General features: G+C 46.7%; 8 protein-coding genes. 4 read left to right on the top strand and 4 right to left on the bottom strand.

Translation table 11 applies throughout. The features are described 5' to 3' along the window. Positions 1 to 110 precede the first annotated feature (110 nt). Positions 111 to 2,381 carry an aconitate hydratase gene (locus L0660_RS18480; RefSeq protein ID WP_235160701.1) on the bottom strand — a complete coding sequence of 757 codons (2,271 nt, stop codon included), beginning with the start codon at positions 2,379 to 2,381 and terminating at the stop codon, positions 111 to 113. Between the two features lie 57 nt (positions 2,382 to 2,438). Further along, a complete protein-coding gene (locus L0660_RS18475) occupies positions 2,439 to 5,210 on the bottom strand; it encodes a bifunctional aconitate hydratase 2/2-methylisocitrate dehydratase (protein WP_235160700.1) in 2,772 nt (923 codons plus the stop codon). Positions 5,211 to 5,545: 335 nt separating this feature from the next. Between L0660_RS18475 and topA the strand changes: the two genes are divergently transcribed. The 4 genes from topA to L0660_RS18455 are packed head-to-tail and all read left to right on the top strand — an operon-like array spanning position 5,546 to position 10,647. Further along, positions 5,546 to 8,008, top strand: coding sequence for a type I DNA topoisomerase (gene topA, locus L0660_RS18470; protein ID WP_235160699.1), 2,463 nt, complete (start codon positions 5,546 to 5,548; stop codon positions 8,006 to 8,008). Positions 8,009 to 8,042: 34 nt separating this feature from the next. Further along, complete coding sequence (locus L0660_RS18465; RefSeq protein ID WP_233798036.1) at positions 8,043 to 8,729, top strand: NAD-dependent deacylase; 687 nt, start codon at positions 8,043 to 8,045, stop codon at positions 8,727 to 8,729. Continuing rightward, positions 8,729 to 9,610: a bifunctional 5,10-methylenetetrahydrofolate dehydrogenase/5,10-methenyltetrahydrofolate cyclohydrolase gene (locus L0660_RS18460; RefSeq protein WP_235160698.1), complete on the top strand. Its 882-nt coding sequence runs from the start codon at positions 8,729 to 8,731 to the stop codon at positions 9,608 to 9,610. Before L0660_RS18465 ends, L0660_RS18460 begins: the two co-directional genes overlap by 1 nt. Before the next feature lie 17 nt (positions 9,611 to 9,627). Next, entirely contained in the window at positions 9,628 to 10,647 is a 1,020-nt protein-coding gene (locus L0660_RS18455) for a helix-turn-helix transcriptional regulator (RefSeq protein WP_235160697.1), read from the top strand. A 15-nt stretch (positions 10,648 to 10,662) separates the two neighbouring features. Here L0660_RS18455 and L0660_RS18450 read toward each other — a convergent pair whose 3' ends face one another. Then, positions 10,663 to 11,436, bottom strand: coding sequence for a hypothetical protein (locus L0660_RS18450; RefSeq protein WP_235160696.1), 774 nt, complete (start codon positions 11,434 to 11,436; stop codon positions 10,663 to 10,665). Next, on the bottom strand, positions 11,429 to 12,514 hold the full coding sequence (locus L0660_RS18445; protein WP_235160695.1) for an AMP-binding protein: 1,086 nt from the start codon (positions 12,512 to 12,514) through the stop codon (positions 11,429 to 11,431). The genes L0660_RS18450 and L0660_RS18445 overlap by 8 nt, the downstream gene beginning before the upstream one ends. Positions 12,515 to 12,534: the final 20 nt, after the last annotated feature.

Genomic DNA, 12,534 nt, shown 5'->3' with positions numbered 1-12,534 from the left:
CCAGAGGGATAAAATATTGGTTCTGTATTCATTTGGTGATTACTCTTTATGCAAAAAAGGCCTCCGTATGGAAGCCTTTTTTTTGCGTTTATACATGAATGTCAACAAGACTACGCTGCCGCAACCGATTTGCGAATAATGTTCAATGCCGAACCTGCTTTGAACCATTCGATCTGCTGCTCATTGTAAGTGTGGTTTACCGGAAACTCTTCGCTTGTGCCATCTGCATGGTGCAAAACGATGGTTAGCGGCTGACCTTCTGCAAAAGTTTGCAGTCCGACAATGTCAATCGTATCGTCTTCCTGGATTTTATCATAATCACCTGTATTAGCGAAGGTTAATGCGAGCATTCCCTGCTTTTTCAGGTTCGTTTCGTGGATACGGGCAAATGATTTTGTCAAAATGGCACGTACGCCAAGGAAACGCGGTTCCATCGCTGCGTGTTCGCGGGACGAACCTTCTCCGTAGTTTTCGTCACCTACAACGATCGTTCCGATCCCGTGCGCTTTGTAATCACGCTGCACAGCGGGGACTTCCGAATATTCGTGGGTAAGCTGATTTTTGATGGTGTTGGTTTTTTCATTGTAATAATTTACCGCACCAATCAGCATGTTATTGGAAATATTATCGAGGTGACCACGGTATTTCAACCATGGGCCAGCCATTGAAATATGGTCCGTCGTACATTTTCCTTTCGCCTTGATAAGGAGTTTCAAACCTTTTAGATCTGTCCCTTCCCATTCAGCAAACGGTTCCAGCAATTGTAAGCGGTCCGAAGTTGGGCTTACCAAAACCTGAACCTGACTTGGATCTTCCGCAGGAGCCTGGTAACCGGCGTCTTCTACGGCATATCCTCTTATCGGCTGCTCCAAACCGGTTGGTTCGTCCAGCATTACTTCAACACCTTCCGAATTAACCAGCTTATCTGTTCGCGGATCAAAAGTAAGCCTACCGGCGATGGCCAGCGCAGTTACGATCTCAGGCGAAGCTACGAATGAGTGCGTGTTGGGGTTACCATCCGCACGTTTCGAGAAGTTACGGTTGAAGGAAGTGATAATGGAGTTTTTCTCTCCTTTTTCAGCCCCATGGCGTGCCCACTGGCCAATACAAGGTCCGCAAGCATTCGCGAGCACAACACCGCCGATTTTGGCAAATGTATCGAGGTATCCATCGCGTTCCACCGTATAGCGAACGAGTTCCGAACCTGGCGTAATGGTATATTCCGAGCTTACAGTCAGTTTCTTATCCACAGCCTGCTGCGCAAGAGACGCCGCACGGCTAACATCCTCATAACTTGAATTTGTACAGGATCCGATCAACCCAACCGAAAGCACTTCCGGCCAGCCATTTTCTTTCACCGCAGTGGCGAATTTAGACAAAGGCCAGGCCAAATCCGGTGTAAAAGGTCCATTTACGTGTGGTTCCAGTGTAGAAAGGTCCAGTTCGATCAACTGATCATAATAGGTCGCAGGATCTGCGTAAACCTCGTCATCAGACCGCAGATATGACTTAATGTTGTCCGCTGCATCTGCGATTTCAGCCCTTTCGGTTGCTCTCAGATAAGCAGCGCTTCTTTCATCATATGCGAAAATCGATGTAGTAGCACCGATCTCAGCTCCCATATTACAGATCGTCGCCTTGCCTGTGGCTGAAATGCTTTCTGCACCATCACCGAAATACTCGACAATGTAGCCGGTTCCGCCTTTTACAGTCAGCTGTCCTGCAACCCAAAGAATGACGTCTTTCGCAGCAGTCCATCCGCTTAGCTTACCAGTTAGTTTAACACCAATCAAACGGGGCATTTTAAGCTCCCAAGCCAAACCGGACATTACATCACTGGCATCCGCGCCACCCACACCTATCGCAATCATTCCCAAACCACCTGCATTAGGCGTGTGTGAGTCCGTCCCGATCATCATACCGCCCGGAAATGCATAGTTTTCAAGCACAACCTGGTGAATGATACCAGCACCTGCGCGCCAGAACCCTAAGCCGTATTTATTGGAAACCGAAGAAAGGAAGTCATAAACCTCTTTGTTCTTGTCAACCGCATTTTTCAAATCCTGCGTTGCCCCAACCTCTGCCTGGATCAGGTGATCACAATGTACCGTTGAAGGAACTGCAACCTGCGGCCGCCCGGCCTGCATGAACTGCAACAGCGCCATTTGAGCGGTGGCATCCTGCATAGCCACACGGTCGGGAGCAAAATCCACGTAGGACTTGCCGCGCTCGTAAACCTGTGTAGGGGTTCCTTCCCACAAATGGGAATATAAAATCTTTTCTGCAAGCGTTAAAGGCCGCCCCTCTATCTTACGAGCAGCTTCCACCCTTTCCTGCATACGGGCATAAACGCCCTTAATCATGTCTAAGTCAAAAGCCATAGTAATTATTATTTATGCTAATACATTCACACGCGTCAACAACTGTGCCAGTATCGATTATCTCGCCAATTGTTTAACTGGCGGTGCAAACTTCGTTAGGTCAATGCCAACCACCGCCGCTTTGTATTCCTCAATGTTTGGAATGCGTCCGAGGATTGCGGACAAAACGACCACCGGCGTAGATGCCAGCAATGACTCTCCTTTTTTACGATCCGAATCTTCAACAACCCTTCCCTGGAAAAGACGGGTCGAAGTAGCCAGAACTGTATCGCCTTTTGCGGCCTTTTCCTGGTTACCCATGCAAAGGTTGCAGCCCGGACGTTCCAGATACATCATATTTTCATATTCCGTACGCGCCGCCACTTTCGGAGCGTTATCGTCGAATTCAAAGCCTGAGTATTTTTGCAAAACATCCCAGTCACCTTCTTTTTTCAGCTCTTCTATAATGTTGTAAGTCGGCGCGGCCACAACCAGCGGAGCGAAGAATTCAACTTTGCCTTTTTGTTCTTCTAGATTACGGAGCATTTGAGAAACGATTTTCAAATCCCCTTTGTGAACCATACAAGAGCCTACGAAACCAAGATCAACTTTTTTGTCCTCTCCATAAAAAGAAAGCGGACGGATTGTATCATGGGTGTAACGCTTTGAAACCTCTTTATTATTTACATCCGGATCGGCAATCATCGGTTCAACGATCGCGTCAAGATCAATGACAACTTCTGCATAATATTTAGCATTTGCATCAGGCACCAAAGCAGGTTTTTCACCGGATTTGATTTCAGCAATGCGCTTATCTGCCTTGTTGATCAGTCCTTGAAGAACCTGCTTATGGTTCTCCATGCCTTTATCGATCATGATCTGGATCCTGTTTTTAGCAATTTCCAGGGATTCGATCAAAGTGTCATCTTCTGAAATACAAATGGAAGCTTTCGCCTTCATTTCCGCAGTCCAGTCGGTAAATGTAAATGCCTGGTCGGCAGGTAATGTTCCCAGATGCACTTCAATGATGCGGCCCTGGAAAACGTTTTCGCCGCCAAATTGCTGCAACATTTGCGCCTGTGTGGCGTGAACGACATCACGGAAATCCATGTGACCTTTCATGTCACCTTTGAATGTTACCTTGACGGATTCCGGGATTGGCATTGAAACTTCACCGGTTGCAAGTGCAATGGCAACAGTTCCCGAGTCAGCACCAAAAGCAACGCCTTTGGACATTCTCGTATGAGAGTCGCCACCGATGATGATTGCCCATTCGTCAATGGTAATGTCGTTAAGGACTTTGTGGATCACATCGGTCATCGAGTGATATTCGCCCTTCGGGTCACGCGCTGTGATGAGGCCGAAGTCATTCATAAACTTCATCAGTTTCGGAATGTTAGCCTGCGCTTTTTTATCCCAAACCGATGCGGTGTGGCAACCAGATTGATAAGCCCCGTCCACAATCGGCGAAATCGTAGTCGCAGCCATTGATTCCAGTTCCTGAGCGGTCATTAGCCCCGTAATATCTTGCGAACCGACAATGTTAACCTCAACACGAACATCAGAACCGGCGTGCAAAACTTTACCCGGCGTTGTCCCCACTGCGTTTCTGTTGAAGATCTTTTCAACCGCAGTAAGGCCTTGCCCTTCATTTGAAATTTCTTTCGAAGGTGCGAAAACAAGCGTAGGTTCGATGCCTAAGATCTTTGCCGCAACCGTTTGTATTTTTTTACCAAAAACAATGGCATAGGAGCCGCCTGCTCTGATAAATTCCTTTTTCTGTGGCGTAAGCGCTTTGGAAATGTCAATCAGTTCCTGATCGCCGTTGTAAAGTTTCTTTGTTTTTGTATTAATGGTCAAAACAGTGCCCGTAGCAACTGAATAAACCTCTTCCAAAACCGGATCTCCGCTTTCGTTACGAACAACGTTTCCGTTCTCGTCCACTTTCTTCACCCAGTTTTTCAAATCTATTCCAATTCCCCCTGTAACATCAACCGTTGTAAGGAAGATCGGAGAAATGCCATTGGTTCCGCCCACAATAGGCGCAATGTTAACGTAGGGAATATACGGACTTGCTTGTTTACCGGTCCAAAGCGCCACATTATTCACACCGGACATGCGCGAAGAGCCCACGCCCATCGTGCCTTTCTCAGCAATCAGCATCACGCTTTTGTCAGGATGCTCTTCCTGTAATGCTTTGATTTGCTTCTGCGCGGCGGTTGTGATCATGCATTGACCATGTAGTTCGCGGTCAGAGCGCGAGTGCGCCTGATTACCAGGAGAGAGCAAATCGGTTGAAATGTCCCCTTCTCCGGCAATGAATGTTACGATCTTAATTTCTTCCGGTATTTCAGGCAGCAATGTGAAGAAATCCCCGCGGGCATAGCTTTCAAGGATTTCCCGGGCGATTTCGTTGCCGCTTTTAAATGCTTCTTTCAGACGGTCTGTGTCAGCATCATATAAGTAAACCTGCGTTTTGAGCACTTCCGCAGCTTGTTTCGCCACCGAGTGATCCGCACCCAATGCCAGGTCCAGCAAAACGCCGATTGAAGGTCCGCCCTTCATGTGCGATAAAAGCTCCAAAGCAAAAGCAGGCGTTATTTCAGGCACGATGGATTCACCAAGAATGATCTCTTTCAAAAATCTGGCTTTCGCACCGGCGGCACTTGTCGTGCCGGGTAATGTGTTGTAAATAAAGAATTTAAGAGAATCTTTGCGGTATTCGTTTTCGGAATCTTTGATTTGAGCGATGATTTCTCCCAGCAATTCGGCGCCGTCAATAGGTTTAGGATGAAGTCCCTGGGTTGCTCTTTCTTCAATTTCCTTGATGTAATCCTGATAAATGTTCATAGTGAAAATTTCAATATACGCCTCAATTATGGGGAAGATTTTTGATCAATAAAACACGCGAAAATACAAATTTACGGGAGAAGCTGAGGCTTACCTGCCGTTTTTCGCCATTATTTAGCATCATTATATACTAACGACGCATTTAGATAACCTTGCCCTGATTCTTTTTGTTCTTGCCAATAAGATTTTTAAAAAATAATTTAAAAAACACCTCATAAGGCCAGTCGCATTATCGGCGAATTAAGCTACCTTTTCGGCGGTGCTTTGATTTTTTGCAGGATTGTACCCTATATTTGGACATTCAAAGTGCTACAAGATCCCTTAAATCGAAAGTTATGTCAAAAAATCTGGTGATCGTAGAGTCACCGGCGAAGGCCAAAACCATTGAAAGTTATTTAGGAGCAGATTTCACCGTCAAGTCAAGTTTCGGGCACGTTCGTGACCTTCCGGAACATGATATGGGTGTGGATGTTGAGCATGGTTTCCAGCCTTCTTATGAAATTTCAGCTGACAAAGTAAAGGTGATATCCGAGCTCAAAAAACTGGCCAAAGGCGCAGAAGTTTGGCTCGCAACGGATGATGACCGCGAAGGAGAGGCGATTTCGTGGCACTTGAAAGAAGCATTGGGGTTACCCGACGACACCAAAAGAATTGTGTTCCGGGAGATTACGAAAACTGCTTTACAAAATGCGATTTCCAAACCGCGTATAATAGATGTAGACCTTGTGGATGCACAACAGGCAAGGCGCATTCTCGACAGGCTTGTGGGTTACGAGCTTTCTCCGGTGCTTTGGAAAAAAATACGCATTGGTAAGCAAAACCTTTCTGCGGGGCGCGTCCAGTCTGTGGCGGTGCGGATCATTGTAGAAAGGGAAAGGGAAATTGACGCATTTAAAAGCAAAAGCAGTTTCAAGATAACCGCGCATTTTGATCTGGGAAATGGTAAAGTGTTGAATGCAGAGCTTGCCAAGAACTTCCCGCAGGAAGAAGACGCCATGAAATTCCTTGAAAAATGCATCGGCGCGCAGTTTTCTATCAAAAGCCTTGAAGTTAAACCAGCTAAAAAAACACCTGCACCACCATTCACAACTTCTACTTTACAACAGGAAGCATCCCGGAAACTGAGCTTTTCGGTTGCGCAAACCATGACTGTTGCGCAGCGGCTTTACGAAGCTGGTAAAATCTCCTACATGAGAACGGACTCGACGAATTTGTCGGAGGAAGCATTGGAGAAAGCGCGAGTTCAGATCACGAAGGAATATGGACAGGATTACTATAATAAAAGGATATTCAAGACCAAAAACGAGTCTGCGCAAGAAGCTCACGAAGCCATCAGGCCAACCGATTTCTCAACATTGAATGGCAGCAGCGACCGCAACGAGCAACGCTTATACGAGCTGATCTGGAAACGCGCCATTGCATCTCAAATGTCGGACGCGCAGTTGGAACGCACCACTGCAACCATTGCTATTTCAACGACTTCGGAAGAACTGGTTGCACAAGGTGAAGTGATTAAATTCGAGGGTTTCCTGAAAGTATATCTGGAATCCAGCGATGATGAAGGCGATGAAGAGCAGAAAGGAATGCTGCCTCCGCTGAACATTAACCAGATCCTCAATCTGGCGGATATGAAAGCAACGGAGCGGTTTACAAGAAACCCGCCGCGTTATACGGAAGCGAGTTTGGTAAAGAAATTGGAAGAAATGGGCATCGGACGTCCATCCACATACGCACCGACAATTTCTACGATATTAAGACGCGAATACATTGTAAAAGAGGATCGCCAGGGAACCGAACGCGAGTTTAAAGAACTGACCCTTGCTAACGATAAGATCAACAGCAGGGTTAACAAAGAAATTTACGGTTCTGAAAAGGCAAAACTCTTCCCTACCAGCACCGGAATGGTCGTAAATGATTTCCTGGTCAGCCATTTCAATGACATTATCGATTATTCTTTCACGGCGAATGTAGAGAAGGACTTTGACCACATCGCCGAAGGCCAGCTCGAATGGCGCCAGATGATCAAGAACTTTTACACGCCATTTCAGAAGAAAGTAACTGAGGCAAACGAAGAAGCCATCGACCGCAGCCTTACTTCGCGCGATCTGGGCGAAGATCCTGCAACGGGCAAAAAAGTGTCCGTAAGAATCGGTAAATACGGTCCTTATGTGCAGATCGGTGATGCGGAAGATGAGGAAAAACCAAAATTTGCGAGCTTGATGAAAGGTCAGCTGATGGAGAACATTACGCTGGAAGAAGCTTTTGAATTATTTAAACTGCCACGCGAAGTAGGTTTGTACGAGGAGAAAGAACTGATCGTCAACATCGGAAAATTCGGTCCATATGTAAAGCACGACGGCAAATATTATTCTCTGGCAAGAACAGACGATCCAATGGCTGTTACCGAGGACAGACTGATCGAAATTATCACTGAAAAACGCTTACAGGACAGCAACAGGACCATCAAAGAGTTCGCCGAAGATCCCGACGCGAAAGTGCTGAATGGTAAATACGGACCTTACATTGCTTTTGGAAAAAAGAATGTTAAGATTCCAAAAGGAACAGAACCGGCATCGCTTACTTATGAAGAAGTGGTGAAGCTGGCGGCAGAGACACCGGACAAGCCTGCGGGAAGATTTGGCAAGAAACCGGCGGCTAAGGCGGCTGTTGTAAAAGCACCGGCAGAGAAAAAGGTGGCGGAGAAAAAACCGGCAGCAAAAAAACCGGCGGCAAAAAAGGCAGCGGCGAAACCGGCGGCTAAAAAGCCCGCAGCACCCAAAGCAGCGAAAAAGAGCTAATAATAAATCAGTTACACACTAGAAAATAAAGATCATGAAAAAACTTGTAGTGCTGTCCGGAGCGGGCATCAGTGCCGAAAGCGGGATCAGCACATTCCGCGACAATGGCGGTTTGTGGGACAACTTCCGCATTGAGGATGTGGCCACCCCGGAAGCCTGGCAGCGTAACCAGGAACTTGTGCTGGACTTTTACAACCAGCGCAGAAAGCAGGCTGCGGACGTGAAGCCCAATGCTGCCCATTATGCGCTCGTGGAGTTGGAAAAAGATTTTGACGTAACCATCATTACCCAAAACGTCGATAACCTGCACGAGATCGCCGGTTCTTCAAACGTAATCCATTTGCATGGCGAGCTTTTCAAATCCAGAAGCACGAAGAACCCTGACCTGGTTTATGAAATGTCATCCTGGGAGCTAAAAACGGGAGATCTCTGTGAACTTGGGAGCCAGCTGAGGCCGCACATTGTTTGGTTTGGCGAGGAAGTTCCGATGATGGAAATCGCGATGGATGTTACGGAACAGGCTGACATCTTTGTGGTTGTCGGCACGTCGCTGGCGGTTTACCCGGCAGCCGGACTCGTGCATTACGTCGGCGCGGACAAGCCTATTTATATTATCGATCCTGCAAAACCCGACATCAGCCTTAAACCCAACATGACATTCATTCAGGAAAAGGCGACTACGGGAATGGAAATTCTTATCAAAAATATTATCAGTCAATAATGCAGTTACTAGACGGGAAAGCGATTTCATCCCAAATTAAGTTTGAAATAAAAAACGAAGTGGAAGCCTGGGTGGCCGGTGGTGGCAAAAAGCCGCATTTGGCCGCCATACTCGTTGGTGCAGATGGCGCAAGCGAAACCTACGTAGCATCCAAGATCAGAAGCTGTGAAGAAATCGGTTTCACTTCAACATTGCTGAGGTTCGGGCCTGACATAAGCGAAAAAGAACTTTTGGATGCAGTAGAAGGATTAAATAATGATCCGGACGTGGACGGATTCATTGTGCAGCTTCCCCTACCCAAACATATTTCTGAAAACACCATTATGGAAGCCGTTAGTCCGGCTAAGGACGTGGATGGTTTTCATCCGGTGAACGTGGGCAAAATGTGCAAAGGCTTGCCTGCTTACATTTCAGCAACTCCGTTTGGGATATTGGAAATGCTGATTCGCGCTAAGATCGAAACCAGCGGAAAACATTGCGTAGTGATCGGCCGCAGCCAGATCGTGGGGTTGCCGATGAGCATATTAATGCAGCGTAATGAATATCCGGGCAATTGCACGGTAACCATTACACATTCAAAAACACAGAATCTGAAAGAAATCTGCCAAACCGCAGATATTTTGATCGTTGCCCTTGGCCGACCAGAATTTGTGACCGCTGATTACGTTAAAGAAGGAGCAGTAGTGATTGACGTGGGCATCACGAGAGTTGTGGACGAGACCAAGAAAAGCGGTTTTGCGATCAAGGGTGACGTTAACTTCAATGACGTCGCGCCGAAAACTAGCTACATTACGCCCGTTCCGGGAGGCGTTGGCCTGATGACCATTTGCGGGTTGCTAACCAACACTTTCAAAGCTGCTAAGAAGGAAATTTACCAATAACCTGAAAGGCATTCATCATGAGTATCGTCAGCAATAATATCAAATATCTCAGGAGGCTTAATGGCCTGACTCAGGAGCAATTTGCAAGAAAGATCGCGATAAAACGCTCTCTGCTTGGCGCTTACGAAGAGGCCCGTGCCAATCCAAACCTGACCAATTTGAAAAATATGGCGGCCGCGTTTGGCATTACAGTGGATAACCTGCTCAAAAATGACCTTAGGAAATTAAGGGAAACCCCGGATATGTCTTTGCCCATGAATGCCGGTCGGCCTATGACGGTGTCGCATTCGGGCAATGCGCCTGCTCCTTCGCAGATCCGCATCCCGGCTTTTTCGGAACCGCAGCCTTTGTCAAAAATCATTGAAAAATATCAGCAGCCTGAACCGGAGATCAGAATGGTTTCCAAGCAGGTCAATTTCAAGCCTGTAAATGGCGAGCCACAGAACCAGCCAGCTATACAAAACCCGGCAGCGAGCGCTCGTCCTGATTCACAACTGCCTGTTTTTAACAACCAATTCCAGGGCAGCCAGTTTAATGCACCCGTTGAAGAAAAAGTAGTTAACTACCCTACCATTCAATGGGTTGCAAAAAATTTACAGCAGGAATACCTTGCTAACTTTCAAAATCCGGGCTATCTGAACCAACTTCCCGTTTTTCAGCTTCCCAACCTGCCTATGGGCTATTACCGGGCCTTTGAAAGCGGTGCAGACTTTGCCTACCCGGGTTCTATACTGGTGGGAACATTCGTGAGGAATTGGTATGACATTAAGGATGGTTTGCAATACATGTTTGTCCTGCGTGGCCACGGATTCGTTTACAGGACTGCATTTAATCAGGTAAAAACTTCGGGAATGTTGCTTCTGACGTCCGATATGGCCGAGTTTGAAGAATTAGAAGTTCCTTTGCAGGATGTGCAGGAAGTTTGGGAAGTGAAGGCATTTGTAAGTTTGCAACTGCCTACACCGCAGCCTTCACTGGAAAGGGTCAGCCTGCTGGTAGATGAATTGCAGCAGGAACTGAACCAGTACAGATCTTAATAATTTGAACAGCAATTATTTGGATAAAGAATTGAACAAAGCTTCAATTTTGTCCAAATCCCGGCTTTTTGAGGTTGTTTCCAGGATCGCCACGCCCATTTGATACCAAAGTCCATCTCCGGCAGTAATGTATTTTCCCTTCTTAGAAGGCTTTTTATCCGAAGCATTATCAGGCACAAACTCGGCCTTATAAACCGTGTCCATAACCTTTTGCAACTGCGACCATTCCAGTTTTCGGGCCGGCGCTTTATCCTTTACCAATGTGAACGATTTTTCTGCGAATGATGCGCGCAGGTCCAGCTGCTTCTGGCTATCGCCGTCAATTTCCAGGTAAGTAAGCTCAAATGGCATCTCTCTCCCACCCGCTTCAAAAACTGCCTGCATAAACTCCTGTAAGAAGTACGACCAGCGTTCCTTATCGACCGGATAAATAGTAACCATTTTACCATTCTCGTCGAGCTCAATTTCTACAAAATCCTCAAATTCACTTTCTTCTCTTTTTCTGATGATTTTGGAAGAAGTCATAATGTCCTGAAACTGCGCGATCCAGATCGCGGGAACATTGCCTTTCCAGGCGTAATCATCATCCGGTGAAAAACCTTCGTCCAGCAGATCGTCCTCATCCAGCTCATCGCGATCCAGATATTTAATGTCAAAATCAACCGTAAGCTGGTCCTTCGCAGCGATATCGAGTTTTAATGTATAAAAATGCGAATAAGGGGCCGGAACGACGGAGGCCGTTTGAAAACGAATGATGTAGTAACCGGGGATCTGAATATTCTTATCCATTTTGAGATGCTAAAAGTTGTTGGACCGTGCGCCGCTTATCGACCTTGTCCGTGGTTGTTTTATTAAAATGCTGCACAAAGTAAACATGTTTCGGCGTTTCATAGGCGGAAAGGCTTTTTCTAATTTCTTCAATCATGTCCTTTGCCTGAAAAGTATTCGCGGTTCCTTCAACAACCAGGATCAGTTTCTGCCCCAGTTTTTCATCCGAAACGAACCAGTTAAAAAATGCATTCCCGATCTTTAAATCATAAAACACTTTGCCTACGGTCGCGTCCACTTTGTCCAGAACGATCTTAACGCCTCCCGAATTGATCACATTATCAGCCCTTCCGATCCATTTGAATGTATCTCCGGCAATCTCAACCAGATCATTCGTCTGGACAACTTCACCATTCGTAACCGGTCCGGAAATGTGCAGGCAGCCGCGACCGTCTGTGCCAAAAACAATGTTGGGCAGGAATTGGTAATCTTCTGAAAAATTTTCTCCGTTCAACTTTCGCAACGCAATGTGCGAAACCGTTTCGGTCATCCCGTAACTTTGGTAAACCGGAACGCTCAATGATTCAATTTTTCTTTGCAGCGAGACATTAACAGTCGCTCCGCCCAAAAGCACTGTTCCTAATCGGTTCACCTGATTTTCTGTCTTTGGATTTTCGAGGATAGCGCCCAGTTGCAACGGCACCAAAGCAGTGAAATCGAATGCATCAAGCCCATTAACGTCCAGCAACGGGTTGGCAGATGGCTCAATGACCGTCAGATCCCAATCCAGCTCCATCCCGCGGACAAGCATCATCAGGCCTGCTATATAATGTACATTCAGACAAACAAGCGCGCGCGTTCCTGCATGAAGGCCCAGCGCCTTGCCCGTCATTTGTGCACTTGCGATCAACTGGCTTCGGTGAATTTGGATCGGTTTGGGCGTCCCGGTCGAGCCGGAAGTCTGTAATGTGAATGTTTGCTGGCCGCTCAACCAGGATTGCATGAAATCATATGCCTCGGCAAAGTAGGAATGCTCCGGCCTTTCCTGCGTTTTAATTGCGCTTATACTTGTGTTCCAGAGCATTGGAAAGTTATTCATTTGTTTTTGAAGGAAACCCA

It is taken from the genome of Dyadobacter sp. CY351 (assembly GCF_021502625.1).
Taxonomy (GTDB): domain Bacteria; phylum Bacteroidota; class Bacteroidia; order Cytophagales; family Spirosomataceae; genus Dyadobacter; species Dyadobacter chenhuakuii.
The sequence above is the reverse complement of the archived record's forward strand: the minus strand, read 5'-3'. Positions and strand labels throughout refer to the sequence as shown.